A 14,250-nucleotide genomic window follows, 5' to 3' on the forward strand; every position below is an offset into this window, starting at 1 on the left:
TAGCGTAAGCTTGGTTGAGTTGATGAACAACGTCAACCCCTGACTTTTGGCTAATCCCCGCTCTACTGCGACGTTCATGGTACGCCCAATGTTCAACGATCCAATGCGCTTTCAAGGGTTGATGCAGCGTTCGTCGACATTTGTTACAAACCCTAGGATCATAGGTTTTTTCTTAACGGGTAAACCATCGATGGGTGCACTCCTGACACCGTCACGCGTCAAGGCGATTCAACATTTTGTCGAGCGCTGGGTCGAGCGGCTCAAACCCTGGAGCTGGCTATGGCCACCCATGGCGTTTGGCGCTGGTCTGGGCAGCTTCTTTCTGGTCGACCGCCAGCAGTGGCTGGGCGCTGCGCTGGCGCTGGGGCTGCTGTTTACCTGGGTACTTCTGCTTTCCGAAAGCCTGATTGGCCGCTGGCTGGCACGGCGTGGTCATCCGACACTTTCCAGGGGCATCACCACCTTCATCGCCCAGATGATTCACCAGGAAACGCTGTTCTTTACCCTGCCGTTCATCCTGATTACCACGGTGTGGAACAGCGGCCAGACCCTGTTTGCCGTGATGGTGATCGGCATGGCGCTGCTCTCGATCATCGACCCGCTGTATTACAAGGTAGCAGGAAGGTGGCGCAGCCTCTATTTTGCCTTCCATGCGCTTTGCGTCTTTCTGGTGGTCCTGGTGACACTGCCCATCATGCTTCACCTGACCACAGGGCAGAGCCTGTTTCTGGCCATGGCGTTCATGGTACTGGTCGCCGCTCCCAGCTTCTGGCATCTGCTCAAGCGCCGCTCCTTGAAGCGCTGGTGTGCTTTTCTCGGCTTGACGCTGGTACTGGCTTATGGCGCCTGGCTTGGACGCATCTGGGTGCCACCGGCAACACTCTGGATGACCAGCACCGCGCTGTCACCCTCGCTGGACATACAGCAGCGTACGCCTCAGGGCGAGATCGCTCTGACCCCCGAGGCCATCCGTGAAAACGGGCTTTACGTGTATACCGCCATTCGTGCACCCCGGGGGTTGAGTGAAACTATTTACCACGCCTGGCGTCATAACGGGGAAGCGTTAGATACTGTCAAGCTGGATATCAATGGCGGACGTGAACAGGGGTACCGAGCCTGGAGTCACAAGCTCAACTTTCCTGATGACCCCTCCGGTGACTGGCGAGTGGATATCATGACTGACAGCGGTCAACGCCTGGGACTGATTCGCTTTACCGTGTCGGACGACCCGCAACAGGCCACCATAGCTGACAGCGCGATCACCCCCAGCGGTTTGAGCGGCCTTAACCTGCGCCGTTTTGTACCGGGAAGCCGGGGACGTACCGACGATCCTTCAGATGACTAGCGCGCCTATGGCTTGCATTCAACGTCGTAGCTAATGACAATCCACTTACTTTCTTTCTTGGTAGCGAGTTGCCCATGGCTTCATCGATTGGTTTCCGTCTTGCACGCCTGCCGCATCTGTGGCGCTCCATTCTGGACCGAAGGCTGGCCCCGTTGGGCCTGACCCAGACCCGCTGGGTCACGCTTTATCATATCTGGCGGCTGGGTGAGGGCCATCCACAGTGCGATCTGGCGCGGGTGATTGGCGTCGAGGCGCCTTCACTGGTGCGCACCCTCGGCCAGCTCGAAGAGCAGGGCCTGGTGGAGCGCCGTGCCTGCGATAATGATCGGCGCAGCAAGCGTATTCACCTTACCCCGGCGGCCATGCCGCTGCTGGAAAAGATCGACAGCGTTGCCCAGGAAGCTCGCGCGGAAATGTTTCAAGGGCTCAGCGCGGAAAATATCGAGCAACTGGATGAGTGGCTCTCGATCATCGAGGCAAACGGGCTGGCGATTCAGGCACGCGATCAGGAAACGCCTGCCTAGCTTTGCCTTGCAACAGTATTGCCTTTGCACTAATGAAATGGCGCCTCTTCACAGAGGCGCCATTTTTTTCAAAGCATGGATGAGGACTTGACCGCCTGATCGGATAGCCCGCCGAGCATGCTGCGCAGTTGCTTGAAGGCATCAGCGTAAACACTAAAGCGCTCGGCCGCTTGCGACTCCCACCACCATAGCGTCAGCCCCATGGGCGTTGATTCCACCACCAGCGCATCCTGGGGCAGTCTTTCCAGAAGCTCTTTCAGCACCTGCTCGGCGGATTCAGGCAGCGCTCGCAGTGGAGCAATGCGCCAGCGCCAGCCGGCACAGTAAGCCTCCAGGGCGCTGCTTGCGTTGCTGTCCCGAACCAGCAAGAAATCGGGACCGGGTTTAGCCTGAGGATATGGCCAGCGATACGCGGGCATCATTCCCTTGAAATGGTGCAGCGGCGGTTTTTCAAGCTTGACGCTGGCGCCCTGCTCGGCGGCACGGGCACGCAGCCTTCCTTGACGCTTCTGGCGTGGACTGGGTTTTAGCCACAGGACCGGCGCCATGACAAACATCAGGATAAAACCAATAATCAACCATTCCATTGCTACTGTAACCTCACTTAAGTCACACTTGCGGGGTAATCAATAAAACCATGACGCAGATCGTTGTGAAGACAAGAAGCGCCACCTAAAGTAATAATTATTAAACAAGAAGTTTCTCTTGTTACTCACTGCTGAGGAGAAAGGTCATGAGCTACCACCACATTCTGGTCGCCGTTGATTTAACCAAGGACTCCCACAAGGTGCTGGAGCGGGCCATTGCCATTGCTGCGCGCAACGATGGTGCCAAGATTTCCATCATGCATACTCTGGAACCGCTGGGTTTTGCCTACGGTGGCGATATTCCCATGGACCTGACCAGTATCCAGGACCAGCTGGATGACCACGCCAAGTCACGCTTGGCAGAAATTGCCGCCCCCCATATAGCCCATGCGGATCAGCACGTGGTGGTCGGCATGCCGGATACGGAAATTCACCGCTTCGCCGATGAGCATAAGGTCGACCTGATCGTGGTGGGTTCTCACGGCCGGCATGGTTTCGCCCTCCTGCTGGGCTCGACCTCCACCGGTGTGCTGCACGGCGCCCAGTGCGACGTCTTGGCGGTTCGAGTGGGCAAGAAGGGCGAGAAAAGCGACGAGTAATTCGCTCACCCCTTTTACCAGACAAGGCGCCCCTGGGCGCCTTGCTTGCGTTCTGGCGTCAGTCGCCGGCGGCCATGGCCTCAAGCTCCATCCAACGCTCCATGGTGGTTTCCAGACTTTTCTGGACAGCCTCCAAGGCTTGAAGCCTGGCGGTCACGACACTGGCCTCCTGCTGATAGAACGCCGGGGCGCCCATCTCCTGCTCGAGGGTTTCCACTTCACTCTCCAGGCGCTCGATCTCGGCGGGCAGCGCATCCAGCTCGCGCTGCAGCTTGTAGGAGAGCTTGACCGATTTTTTGGCAGGCGCCGCGGCCGGCACTTCAGCAGCGGGCTTGGCCGCTTTCGAGGTGGGTTCGGTGTTCTGCCGAGCCGCTCCCTCCCAAGGCGCAGGTGGAAGCGTGCCGCCCTGACGAATCCAGTCGGTGTAGCCGCCCACGTATTCGCGCACCACGCCGTCGCCTTCGAAAGCGAGCATGCTGGTGACCACGTTGTCCATGAAGGTTCGGTCGTGGGAGACCAGCAAGAGTGTGCCGTCGAAATCGAGCAGCAGCTCTTCCAGAAGCTCCAGAGTTTCCATGTCCAGGTCGTTGGTCGGCTCATCGAGCACCAGCACGTTGGCGGGCTGGGTGAAAAGCTTGGCCAGCAGCAGACGGTTCGACTCCCCGCCCGACAGCGCCTTCACCGGCTGGCGCACGCGCTCCGGGGTGAACAGGAAATCCTGCAGGTAGCTCATGACATGGCGGTCCTTGCCGCCGATGCTTACCCGGTCGCTGCCCTGGGCCACGTTGTCGTAGACGGTTTTCTCGAGTTCGAGACCGGCGCGCAGCTGATCGAAATAGGCGACCTTGAGGTTGGTACCCAGCTGAACGCTGCCTTCGGTAGGCTCAAGCTCGCCGAGCAGAATCTTGAGCAGCGTGGTCTTGCCGGCGCCGTTGCGGCCCAGAAAGCCGATGCGATCACCGCGCACCACTTCCAGATTTACATCGCGCAGGATGACATCGTCTCCAAAGCGCTGCGTTACACCCTTGAGTTCCACTACTCGCTTGCCGGTACGCTCGCCGCGGTCCACGGTCAAATTGGCGGTACCCTGGCGCTCGCGACGTTGGCTACGCTCGTTGCGCATGGCCTCGAGTGCGCGCACGCGGCCTTCATTGCGGGTACGCCGCGCCTTGACGCCCTGACGTATCCAGGCCTCTTCCTGGGCGAGTTTCTTGTCGAACTCGGCGTTCTCGCGGGCCTCGACTTCCAGCTCGTGCTGCTTGCGCGCCTGATACTCCTCGTACTTGCCGGGGTAGCGGCCCAGCTGGCCGCGGTCAAGCTCCAGAATGTTGGTGGCAAGCTTGGAGAGAAACGCCCGGTCGTGGGTAATCAGCAGTACCGCGCCGTTGAACGCGAGAAGCTGCTCCTCGAGCCAGGCAATGGTGTCCAGGTCCAGGTGGTTGGTGGGCTCATCAAGCAGCAAAAGGTCCGGCTCGGACACCAGCGCGCGGGCCAGCGCTACCCGGCGGCGCCAGCCACCAGAGAGCGAGTTCATCTCGGCGGCGGGCGGCAGGCCCAGGCGGGTCAGTACCGTGTCGATACGCTGATGAAACGACCAGCCGTCAATGGCTTCCAGGCGCGTCTGCAGCGTCGCCATGCGGTCCATGTCCGGGTCGGGGTCGTTGATCAGGTGGTCGTATTCCGATAAAAGCTCACCGGCTTCCGGCAAACCCTGGGCCACCATATCGAAGATGGTCATGCCCGATGATTCGGGGAGTTCCTGGGCCAGCACACCGATTTTCAGGCCCGGCGCGCGCCAGACCGTTCCATCGTCGGGCAGAATATCGCCTGCCACCAGTTTCAGCAGGGTGGACTTGCCGGTGCCGTTGCGCCCGACCAGCGCCAGCCGTTCGCCTTTTTCCACCGTCAGGTCGGCGCGATTGAGCAGTACATGGGTGCCGTAGGCGAGTTGCAGCTGTTCGAGTCGTAGCAGGGTCACGCGGTGTCCTCCTTAATCGTGAGGCGCACAGTGTAACGCATGCGTCCCCTACCCGTGTGATCCTTGTAATGCAGAATCGCTGCCACGCCTGGGCGAGTACCGCTAACCCAGCCGAGGCTGACGCTGACCGGCTATATTTCGCTGCGAATGCGTTTCTTATCGAGCTTGCCGACGCTGGTCTTGGGAATGACGTCGACAAACCGTATCACCTTGGGGATGGCCCAGCGGTTGAGCTTGCCCTGGGTGACGAACTGCTCCAGAAACTCGGCAATACTTTCGTTACTCGGCGGGCGGTTGAGATCGGCAGGCACGATGAGCGCGGCCGGGCGCTCGCCCCATTTGTCGTCAGCGACACCAATCACCGCGACTTCTGCAACGTCAGGGCACTGGCTGATATAGCTTTCAAGCTCCAGCGAGGAGAGCCATTCTCCGCCGGTCTTGATCACATCCTTGATGCGGTCGCGAATGGTGAGATACCCCCGGGAATCCAGCGTTGCCACATCGCCGGTATGCAGCCAGCCGTCGCGCCAGAGCTCTTCACTACGCGCCTCTTCCTTGTAGTACGCCTGGGTCAACCAGGGTGCCTGAACACGCACCTCGCCCACACTTTCGCCATCCTCGGGCAGCGGCTGCCCCTCCAGGTCGACCACCTGCAGCCTGACCAGCGGCACCGGCAGCCCCGCCTTGCAGCGCCAGGGAAGCTGGGTCTCGATATCCGCCTGCTCGATATGGCGGGGCAGAATCGTGGCGGTCAGAAGCGGGCAGGTTTCCGACATGCCGTAGGCGCTGCGCGTATCGATACCCAGCGCCCACGCCCGGCGCGCCAGCGATGGCGTCAGCGCACTGCCGCCGACCAGCACCTTCCAGCCGGTCAGGTCCACCTTTCCGGCGGCCACCGCCTCGGCGCTGACGATCATGTTCAGAAGCGTCGGCACGCAGTGGGAGAAGTCGACCTTCTCCTTGACCAGCAGTGACACCAGCATCTCGGGTTCGTAGCGGCCGGGGTATACCTGGGTAGCGCCCAAGAGCGTTGCGGTATAGGGCACGCCCCAGGCGTGAACGTGAAACATGGGGGTGATCGGCATGTACACCTTGTCACGGCTGAGCAGTGCAAACCCCGGCGCCTGAAACGCGCTGGCCTCGCCCAGGGTATGCAGTACCAGCTGGCGGTGGGTAAAGAAGACGCCCTTGGGGTTGCCCGTGGTGCCGGTGGTGTAAAAAAGCGTGGCCACCGCGTTTTCATCGAAGGTCGGAAAATCGTAGCGTGCGGGCTGCTGGCTTAGCAGGCTTTCGTACTCACCCACCAAGGCAAGCGGGGTATCCATTGCTTTTGGCGTTTCCTGGCACAGCACGTAACCCCGCACCCGCGGTAACTCACCGGCCAGCGGTTCGAGAAGCGGCAGGAAATCCTCATGCACCACCACGAACGTATCTTCGGCGTGGTTCATGGTGTAGAGCACCTGCTCAGGCGCAAGGCGAATATTCACGGTATGCAGCACGGCACCGATCATGGGAATGGCAAAGAAACACTCCAGATAGCGGTGGCTGTCCCAGTCCAGTACCGCCACAACATCCCCGGCACTGACTCCTTGCTGAGTGAGCATATGGGCCAGCCGATGGACACGTTCACGAAATGTGCGATAGTCGTGGCGGTGCTGGTCGCGGTAGACAATCGGGTTATCGCCCGCCATGCGTACCCCGGCGTCCAGCAGATCGCCAATCATCAGCGGCGGGTTCGTTGCGCTGGACGTGGCAGGCAGGATTTTTGGCGTTATCGTCGGCATGCAGCGCTCCTTGACGTTGTTGTTGAAGCTTTTGAATCACTTGGCAATAAGACGTTGCCTGTGCACGCAGAGTGGCATGTTGTGCCGGGCTTGGCACCTCACCTATTAGTCGATGTTTGCGCTTGACGTTACAATAGCTTTTTTCCCCTGCGCTGAAGGAGTGACGCTTGGCTGCATCGACAGTGGATACCTTTTTACCCGAAGCGCTTCAGTTTCGTTCGCCCACTACCCTGGTGGACATTGGCGCAAACCTGACCCACGAAAGCTTTGATCGTGACCTTGAAGATGTGATTGCTCGCGCCCAGGCCGCGCAGGTCAATACCATGATCGTCACGGGGACCGATCTTTCCCACGCCGAACAGGCTATCGAACTCGCCAGGCGCTTTCCCGGGCTTTACGCCACGGCGGGCGTTCACCCCCACGACGCCAGCGCCTGGAATGCCGAGCTTGCCGGAAAGATGGCCGCGCTGCACGCGCAGCCCGAAGTAGTGGCGGTGGGCGAATGCGGGCTGGACTTCAACCGCAATTTCTCGACCCCCAAGGAGCAGGAGCAGGCGTTCGAGGCACAGCTGGGCCTGGCGGCGGAGAGCGGCTTGCCGCTGTTTCTTCACGAGCGCGATGCGGGCTCGAGGATGCGTGAAATGCTCGCCGCCTGGCGTGATGATATCAGCAACGCCGTGATTCACTGCTTCACCGCCGACCGCGAGACGCTGCACGGTTATCTGAATCTCGACCTGCACATCGGGCTGACCGGCTGGATCTGCGATGAGCGCCGCGGTCATCACCTTCGCCCGCTGGTCAAGGATATTCCGCTTGCGCGGCTGATGGTCGAGACCGACTGCCCTTACCTGCTGCCGCGCAACCTGCCGGCCAAGCTAAAGGGACGCCGCCACGAACCGGCGCTTCTGCCGTGGATCGTCAGGGAAATTGCCCAGTGGCGCGGCGTCAGCGAAGCCGAGCTAGCCAGCGCCACCACCCAAACAGCGCAGCGCTTCTTCCGCCTGCCCACCGAATCTTGAAAGGAGTACGAGCGTGTCCGATTATCCAGGATTTATTGCCATTGAAACCGGCGAAGATGATGGCCTGCCCCTTGCCATTGCCTGGTCACTGCCCGACGGGCGCGTCAAGGAGACGCTGATTCAGCCCGATGACAGCTGGATCAAGGAGGATACCAATGCCATGGGCGCCTACAGCATCGAGGAGCTGGAGAGCTTGGGGGTAAGCCCTCTTGAAGTGATTCGCGAGCTCGAGAACGATCACTTTTCCGCCACGCTCTATACAAGCGATAACGGCGATGAAGAGGCCGCGCTTGCACGGCTATTTGATACCTACGGGCTTGACCCATTCGTCGAACTCGCCCCCGCCCCAGTACTCTACCCTTCGCTTGCCCCCGGCGAATGGCACCGCCAAAAGCGTGAAACCTTCAGCGAGCTGGGCCTGGAACCCATGCGCCCGGAACACGAGCTTGAAGTGATGCTTTCGCTGCATCAGCGCCTGACGGAATCGGACTAGCTACTCGCCCCTACCAGCGCTTGCTTCAGGATTTTACGCCCTGAAGCAATGGCTTCGGCCAGCGATGCGTCACGCTGATAAAATGCTGTCAGCGCGTCATGAAAGGCGCTGGCACGCAGGGGCAGCCCCTCGCGTTGATAGCGCTGCGCACGGGCAAGCACCCTGGCGGCAAACGCCTCACGATCAACCTCCACATCCCCGCCGAGATTGTCCACGCTGACATGAAACACCCGCCCGCAGGCCTGAGTAAACAGTGACTCCAGCGCCTGCGGGGCGATCTCCGCCTGCTCGAACGCCTGCTGCTGCTCGCTGTTGCGCCCATCGGGCAGATACCAGTACCCGTAATCTTCCATTTCGCGGCGCTTGGCGCCGGCAATGCACCAGTGGCTGATTTCATGCAGAGCACTGGCATAAAAGCCTCGCGCAAAGATCACCTGATGATAAGGCACCGCCTGGCTCGCCGGGCGATAAAGGGGCTCATCATCGCCACGCACCAGCCGGGTCTGATAGCTTGGCATGAACAGTCCATCAAATAGCGCCGTTATATCGTCAAGCGTCCAGCGGTCATGTTCGTGGGTCACAATATCCTCGTTATTCAAGCACGTTTTGCCTAGTATAACGGCCCGCCCGGAGCAGGCTGAAGCGACATCAGCAAAATCCAGCAAGTCCTGCTAACCTAGCGACATTTTACAGATTCCTTTATTGACGGAGAGCCTTTCCTTGGCCGGCTTTGCTAACGATTTCAAGACCACCTACTGGCCCGAAACTCGCGCCCTGATCCTTCTGGCACTGCCTATCTGTGGAGCGCAGCTTGCCCAGGCCGGCATGAGCGTGGTCGATGTCATGATGACGGGACGTTTCAATGCCACTTCACTGGCGGCGGTGTCGGTCGGGGCTAGCCTGTGGATGCCCTTGATGCTGTTCATTACCGGCACGCTCATGGGCCTCACGCCGATTGTTGCCCACCTGCTGGGTGGTCAGCGTCACAGCGCCATTCGCCCAGCCGTTCATCAGGGGCTTTGGGTAGCCCTGGTATTGGGAATCGTGGCGGCCATACTGCTGCGCACCAGCGTCATGCCCATTTTCGAGTGGATGGAGGTGCCCCCGCAGGTAGCTCAGGAGTCCGCGGCCTATCTCTCCGCCGTAGCCTTCGGCATGCCGGGCATTGCGCTCTTTCAGGCATTGCGGGCGTTTTCCGACGGCATGAATCATACGCGCCCGTCGCTCTGGATCAGCCTGGTGGGCCTGGCCGTCAATATTCCGGCCAACTATCTGCTTATCTACGGCGGCGACGGCCTGGTGGGACTGTTTGGTACCGCCGTGCCTGACAGCCTGCAAGCGCTTCCCGCCCTCGGCGCGTTTGGCTGTGGTATCGCCACCGCCCTTTCCATGTGGACCATGACGCTTGCCATGATGCTGTATACCCGCCGGGGCCGCACCTATCAGAGCGTATCACTCTGGGAGCGTTTGACGCCGCCTCAACGGGTGGGCATCAAGGAACTGGTGGTCGTCGGCATGCCGATCGGCGTGGCCATCTTTGTGGAAGTCACGCTGTTTACCCTGATCGCCCTGTTCATCGCAAGCTTTGGCGAAGTGACCGTCGGCGCCCATCAGATTGCGCTGAGCTTTACATCGATTCTCTTCATGCTGCCGCTGTCGTTGAGCATGGCGCTGACGGTTCGCGTCGGCAATACACTGGGCCAGCACCGCCCGCTTCTGGCCCGCCAGGTCGCCTGGAACGGCATCGTGGTGAGCGTGCTGATTGCGATCTTCAACAGCGCATTGCTCTGGATAACCGCCAAGCCGGTCATTTCACTGTATACCGCGAACCCCGATATACAGGCGCTGGCACTTTCGATCATTGTGCTGGCGGTAATCTTCCAGCTGTCCGATTCACTCCAGGTCAACCTGGCAGGCGCCCTGCGCGGTTATAAGGATACGCGCATCGTCATGGTCATTACCGTGCTCTCCTACTGGATCGTGGGGCTTGGGGGTGGCCATTGGCTGGGTACGCATGGGATTGATGGCCTGGCCGAGCCGCTGGGCGTTCACGGTTACTGGATAGGCCTGATTGCCGGGCTGAGTACCGCCGCCCTGCTGCTTGGATGGCGCTTGAAATGGATCAGCCGACAGGAGTCGTAACATGACGCGGGGAGTGTGGATACCGTGCTTACTGACGCTCATGGGTGCTCTGATGGCAGGCTGCCAGGGAAACGATGCTGGCGAGCCCTGGGTGGCGTATCACCAGCAGTTGGCCGATGACCTATCCTCCCCGCCAGTCGAGCGCAGCGCTGTGGACAATATCGGCGCTTTTCCCGAGCAGCGCGAGCGGCTTATTCCGGTTGAGGAAATCCGTGAAGGCATGCTCAATATCTACGCGCTGCGCGAGTGTCAGATTACCTCGTTGATTGCCGCGCGCAACAACCAGCTCGGCCGTGTAGCGCCGCCCAGCCAACACTGGCTTTACGAGCGCGAGCTTTGGCAACGCCTTGATGCCTGCTTGCAAAGCGATGTTCCCGATGGCTTGAGCCCGGAAAACCGCGCACGTTTAGAGCAATTGGCGCAGCTAAAGACCGAGCAGCTGCCAGCGGTTAGCTGGAATGCCCTATTCGATTCCGAGGAGTGGGTAAAAAGCTTTTCGCGGGCAAGCAGCGCGCTCGATATCCGTACGCCGCTTCCCATCGATAACCCGCTTGCCGCCATCGACTATCTTCAGCAGATGATAAGTACCCAGTTCAGCCACACGTGGCAGCAGGACTCTTCTGAGCTTGAGAACCACCTGAAAAGCTTGCACCAGCGCCCGCTCACCGCCGAAATTCTGCGTACGCTGCTGCTGGCGGCACAGCGATTGAATGAGGCGAGCACTTATCTGACCCACCAGGACCCGCAGGCGGCTACTTGCCTCTCAGCCTGGGAAAGCGCCCCTCTAGATCAATTCGAGCAAGACGCTCGCACATGGCTTACCGCCATCAATCAATTGATCACAAGTCAGCCTATCGAACCGCCGGATGCCGCACGCCGCTATCAGGCGCGCTGGCTTTCCCTTGAGAACGACCAGGCGCCCTGGGCGCAATACCAGCAAGCCAGAGCGCTCCACGAGGCCACAAGAGACGCCCACCCTCAGTGTGAGGACAATTAAAATTCACAAGCCCCCTTTAACCTTGTAGGCAACCTGTGCTATTGGTGAACTATGCAGCAGGCAATACTTACTGTTTGCCAATGTCATGACCACGCAGCACAAGGAGGGACACCATGGGCGCATCCCAGTCACCCCGCTCTGCCCAGGTCATCGACCTGGATGCCATGCGTCAGCGTCAGCAGGCGCAAAAACACCTGGTTCGTCTAGCCCCGGAGCTGGATGGATTGGAAATGGTGTACCAGCTCGCTGCGAGCCCCGATACCTATTACGGCATGCCTATTCTGGCCTGGGGATTAAGAGAAGATGGCAACGTGGTGGGGCTCGTTCCGTGGATGGAAACCCTGACGGCCTGCCATAAAGTGAACAGCCAGGAGAACGGTTATTTCATCGGTTATCGTGACCCTGAAACCGAAGAAATTTTCGACACGCCCCCGGATCACAAGTATTACGAACTAACCGCCGCCGCCGAGTATTTCGAATACGAGGCCTCCGGCGAAGTCACCCTGATCCAGCAGATTCCCGATACGCTCGGCACCCACGCGCTGTGCATGAATCATCCTGACGCCCCCTGGAGCATGAAGCCGGTGTATGGCTGGCGTCTATATAGCGATGGCTCCATTGATGCCCTGCTCGCCGATGAGCAGAAGGCCACCATGACACCTATTCTACTGAGCGATAAATGCCTTTACAGCGCTCGTTCCTGCCATCAAAGCGTCTACTTCTTTCAGCGTCATATCGCCAATCGCATTCTGGAAGAAGACCCGGCTACGCTTGAAGCGCTGGCCATGATGGTAGTCCCCAGCGAATAAGGCATTCGCCTGCTGCTCTTTCAATATCCAGCCCGTACCTGGCCTTCGACATTAGTCGGACAAGGCCAGGTACGGGCTGCAAAGGGTTACGCTAAACGTATAAAGTAAACGTAGACGTCTTCCAACTCGCTCTGCTCGATAAGCTCATGACCCAGAAATTGACAGAATTTGGGTACATCGCGTGTCGTTGCCGGGTCTGTCGCGACAACTTTCAGCACTTGCCCTGATTGCATGTCGCGCACCTTGTTATGCATCAGCATGATGGGTTCAGGGCAGTAAAGCCCGCTAGTATCCAGCTCGACATCATGCGGGGGTAAGGCATCGGTAGTGGCAGCCATTCATATCCTCGGTTTAGGAAGTAGATAGCATGATTAAAGTTATCATCGAACGACGTATTATGCCCGGCCTGGAAGACGAGTATGAACAGGCCGCTTTAGAGGCGATGCGTGTGTCGCTGGGCATCCGCGGCTTTGTCGGTGGCGAAACCCTGGTTCAACTGGGGCACACTGATCGTCGGTTGATGATTACCAAGTGGCGCGATTTACGCGCCTGGAAAGAGTGGCACGCCAGCGAAGCGCGCGCCACCGCCATGCAGCGTATTCTGCCCTTACTGACGGAAGATGAAACTATCCGTATCTATGAGGCAGGTTACTGAAGCGTCAGTTCGCCAGTTGGACGTGAACGGTCACTTCTTCACGGTCATGATAAAGATGCCTGCACGTCACCTTGCCGTGAACACCGGCACTTTCCAACGCGTCTTCAAGCGTTGTCAGGCAACGGGTAACCTCGTCCCAGCGCTTTTTCATGGGCAGCTTGAGGTTGAAGATGGCTTCCCGGCACCATTTGCGGGTCAGCCAACGCTCTACCATGGCAAGCACGCGTACCGGTTTATCGACAATATCACACACTAGCCAATCCAGTCGCTGAGGCGGCTCCCAGGTAAAGCCATCCTCTTTTAGATGGTCAATTTGACCGGTCAGCATGAGCTGTTTGTCCATTGGCCCATTATCAATGGCGTACACGTACATGCCACGCTGCACCAGTTGCCATGTCCAGCCGCCGGGGGCTGCGCCCAGGTCTGCCGCCTGCATATGCTCACCCAGCCGAGCATCCCACTCTTCTCGGGGAATAAACTCGTGCCAGGCTTCTTCCAGTTTCAGCGTTGAACGGCTGGGTGCCCGCGAGGGAAAGCGCAAGCGTCGAATGCCGTTAAGCAACTCACTGCGATTACCGGGAAAGCTCATGCCCAGCTGTACGCGATCACCGTCGGTCCAGAAAATATGCAGGCGCCGCCCACCGGCCTTGCCACGTAGCGCACCGCGCTTTTTCAGCATGCTCTGCAGTGGCTTGGTCAGCGCCTTGATCAACCCGGCCAGCGCTTTACCGTCGTTAGTATCCGGCGTTTCATGCCAGATCTCCTCAAAGCTCCAGCGGCTATTCTTGATCTGCTCAAGGATAGCCGTCAGGCGGTCATCGCGTGAAAGCGCAAGCGCCGGCAAAGCAGCAAGGCTTTGCCGGGCAAAGATAAGCTTACCGAACGCAGCCAGGCGGTGAAGATCATTGATCGGCTCGCCATCTGTGCGTGTCAGGCTCGCCCACCCTTCTCCGTGGGCTGGCTCGCAGGAAACGTCGTGACGTTTGGCGTGATGCTGCATTTCTGCCAGCGCATCGCTTTCAAAGCCAGGCCGGCAATAGACCAGCCACGACGTAGGGACCGTTTCACTCACCTTCTCACCTCAATCTGCGCCCAGCGCTTCAAGCAGCCGGTATCCGAATTTGGGGCGCATCATAGCATTTATCCGGGACTATTTATTTTGTTTAGCGCCTCAACGCTGAACAAGGACCTTTTTTCACGCAAAAAAAATCCCCCGAGGCGCGAGCCCCGGGGGATTTTTCACAATAAGTGCCTGACGATGACCTACTCTCGCATGGGGAGACCCCACACTACCATCGGCGCTAAGCGGTTTCACTAC

Annotated in this window: 15 protein-coding genes; 9 read left to right on the forward strand and 6 right to left on the reverse strand. The window is 59.2% G+C overall.

What is annotated here, in order from left to right:
• The first annotated feature begins 190 nt into the window (after positions 1-190).
• A complete protein-coding gene (locus tag B0H98_RS15420) occupies positions 191-1,345 on the forward strand; it encodes a DUF5924 family protein (protein ID WP_106375959.1) in 1,155 nt (384 codons plus the stop codon).
• A gap of 74 nt (positions 1,346-1,419) precedes the next feature.
• Complete coding sequence (gene slyA / locus B0H98_RS15425; RefSeq protein ID WP_106375960.1) at positions 1,420-1,869, forward strand: transcriptional regulator SlyA; 450 nt, start codon at positions 1,420-1,422, stop codon at positions 1,867-1,869.
• A gap of 68 nt (positions 1,870-1,937) precedes the next feature.
• On the opposite strand, the gene B0H98_RS15430 is transcribed toward slyA, so the two are convergent.
• Positions 1,938-2,456, reverse strand: a complete 519-nt coding sequence (locus B0H98_RS15430; protein WP_106375961.1) for a preprotein translocase subunit YajC — start codon at positions 2,454-2,456, stop codon at positions 1,938-1,940.
• A 146-nt stretch (positions 2,457-2,602) separates the two neighbouring features.
• Between B0H98_RS15430 and B0H98_RS15435 the strand changes: the two genes are divergently transcribed.
• On the forward strand, positions 2,603-3,055 hold the full coding sequence (locus tag B0H98_RS15435) for a universal stress protein (protein WP_106375962.1): 453 nt from the start codon (positions 2,603-2,605) through the stop codon (positions 3,053-3,055).
• A 58-nt stretch (positions 3,056-3,113) separates the two neighbouring features.
• Here the strand turns inward: B0H98_RS15435 and B0H98_RS15440 are convergent, their stop codons facing one another.
• Together B0H98_RS15440 and B0H98_RS15445 are read right to left on the reverse strand one after the other, a co-directional pair.
• Complete coding sequence (locus tag B0H98_RS15440) at positions 3,114-5,033, reverse strand: ATP-binding cassette domain-containing protein (RefSeq protein WP_106375963.1); 1,920 nt, start codon at positions 5,031-5,033, stop codon at positions 3,114-3,116.
• 131 nt (positions 5,034-5,164) lie between these two features.
• Entirely contained in the window at positions 5,165-6,817 is a 1,653-nt protein-coding gene (locus B0H98_RS15445; RefSeq protein ID WP_106375964.1) for a fatty acid--CoA ligase, read from the reverse strand.
• A 167-nt stretch (positions 6,818-6,984) separates the two neighbouring features.
• Here B0H98_RS15445 and B0H98_RS15450 point away from each other — a divergent pair, with 167 nt between their 5' ends.
• Together B0H98_RS15450 and B0H98_RS15455 are read left to right on the forward strand one after the other, a co-directional pair.
• Positions 6,985-7,836 (forward strand): TatD family hydrolase, encoded by an 852-nt coding sequence (locus B0H98_RS15450; protein ID WP_106375965.1) that lies wholly within the window; start codon positions 6,985-6,987, stop codon positions 7,834-7,836.
• Between the two features lie 13 nt (positions 7,837-7,849).
• Entirely contained in the window at positions 7,850-8,329 is a 480-nt protein-coding gene (locus tag B0H98_RS15455; protein ID WP_106375966.1) for a hypothetical protein, read from the forward strand.
• Here B0H98_RS15455 and B0H98_RS15460 read toward each other — a convergent pair.
• Complete coding sequence (locus B0H98_RS15460) at positions 8,326-8,910, reverse strand: elongation factor P hydroxylase (protein ID WP_106375974.1); 585 nt, start codon at positions 8,908-8,910, stop codon at positions 8,326-8,328. The two genes, B0H98_RS15455 and B0H98_RS15460, sit on opposite strands and share 4 nt — an antisense overlap.
• Positions 8,911-9,049: 139 nt before the next feature.
• On the opposite strand from B0H98_RS15460, the gene B0H98_RS15465 reads away from it, so the two are divergent.
• The 3 genes from B0H98_RS15465 (at position 9,050) to B0H98_RS15475 (ending at position 12,277) form a co-directional block, all read left to right on the forward strand.
• Complete coding sequence (locus B0H98_RS15465) at positions 9,050-10,471, forward strand: MATE family efflux transporter (protein WP_106375967.1); 1,422 nt, start codon at positions 9,050-9,052, stop codon at positions 10,469-10,471.
• A gap of 1 nt (position 10,472) precedes the next feature.
• Positions 10,473-11,468, forward strand: coding sequence for a DUF3080 family protein (locus B0H98_RS15470; RefSeq protein ID WP_106375968.1), 996 nt, complete (start codon positions 10,473-10,475; stop codon positions 11,466-11,468).
• 113 nt (positions 11,469-11,581) lie between these two features.
• Positions 11,582-12,277 (forward strand): hypothetical protein, encoded by a 696-nt coding sequence (locus tag B0H98_RS15475; protein ID WP_106375969.1) that lies wholly within the window; start codon positions 11,582-11,584, stop codon positions 12,275-12,277.
• A gap of 86 nt (positions 12,278-12,363) precedes the next feature.
• Here the strand turns inward: B0H98_RS15475 and tusA are convergent, their stop codons facing one another.
• A complete protein-coding gene (gene tusA, locus B0H98_RS15480) occupies positions 12,364-12,615 on the reverse strand; it encodes a sulfurtransferase TusA (protein ID WP_106375970.1) in 252 nt (83 codons plus the stop codon).
• Between the two features lie 29 nt (positions 12,616-12,644).
• Here tusA and B0H98_RS15485 point away from each other — a divergent pair, with 29 nt between their 5' ends.
• Positions 12,645-12,932, forward strand: a complete 288-nt coding sequence (locus B0H98_RS15485; protein WP_106375971.1) for an antibiotic biosynthesis monooxygenase family protein — start codon at positions 12,645-12,647, stop codon at positions 12,930-12,932.
• A 4-nt stretch (positions 12,933-12,936) separates the two neighbouring features.
• On the opposite strand, the gene rlmM is transcribed toward B0H98_RS15485, so the two are convergent.
• Positions 12,937-14,004 (reverse strand): 23S rRNA (cytidine(2498)-2'-O)-methyltransferase RlmM, encoded by a 1,068-nt coding sequence (gene rlmM / locus B0H98_RS15490; RefSeq protein WP_106375972.1) that lies wholly within the window; start codon positions 14,002-14,004, stop codon positions 12,937-12,939.
• Between the last annotated feature and the right edge of the window lie 246 nt (positions 14,005-14,250).

Source organism: Vreelandella songnenensis (assembly GCF_003002925.1).
GTDB classification, from domain to species: Bacteria; Pseudomonadota; Gammaproteobacteria; order Pseudomonadales; family Halomonadaceae; genus Vreelandella; species Vreelandella songnenensis.

Excerpts from the sequence above, each read along its gene's own strand:
- slyA (WP_106375960.1), top strand. The coding sequence starts at position 1,420 with ATGGCTTCATCGATTGGTTTCCGTCTTGCACGCCTGCCGCATCTGTGG.
- B0H98_RS15430 (WP_106375961.1), bottom strand. The coding sequence starts at position 2,456 with ATGGAATGGTTGATTATTGGTTTTATCCTGATGTTTGTCATGGCGCCG.
- tusA (WP_106375970.1), bottom strand. The coding sequence starts at position 12,615 with ATGGCTGCCACTACCGATGCCTTACCCCCGCATGATGTCGAGCTGGAT.
- B0H98_RS15420 (WP_106375959.1), top strand. The coding sequence starts at position 191 with ATGGGTGCACTCCTGACACCGTCACGCGTCAAGGCGATTCAACATTTT.
- B0H98_RS15485 (WP_106375971.1), top strand. The coding sequence starts at position 12,645 with ATGATTAAAGTTATCATCGAACGACGTATTATGCCCGGCCTGGAAGAC.
- B0H98_RS15475 (WP_106375969.1), top strand. The coding sequence starts at position 11,582 with ATGGGCGCATCCCAGTCACCCCGCTCTGCCCAGGTCATCGACCTGGAT.
- B0H98_RS15445 (WP_106375964.1), bottom strand. The coding sequence starts at position 6,817 with ATGCCGACGATAACGCCAAAAATCCTGCCTGCCACGTCCAGCGCAACG.
- B0H98_RS15470 (WP_106375968.1), top strand. The coding sequence starts at position 10,473 with ATGACGCGGGGAGTGTGGATACCGTGCTTACTGACGCTCATGGGTGCT.
- B0H98_RS15435 (WP_106375962.1), top strand. The coding sequence starts at position 2,603 with ATGAGCTACCACCACATTCTGGTCGCCGTTGATTTAACCAAGGACTCC.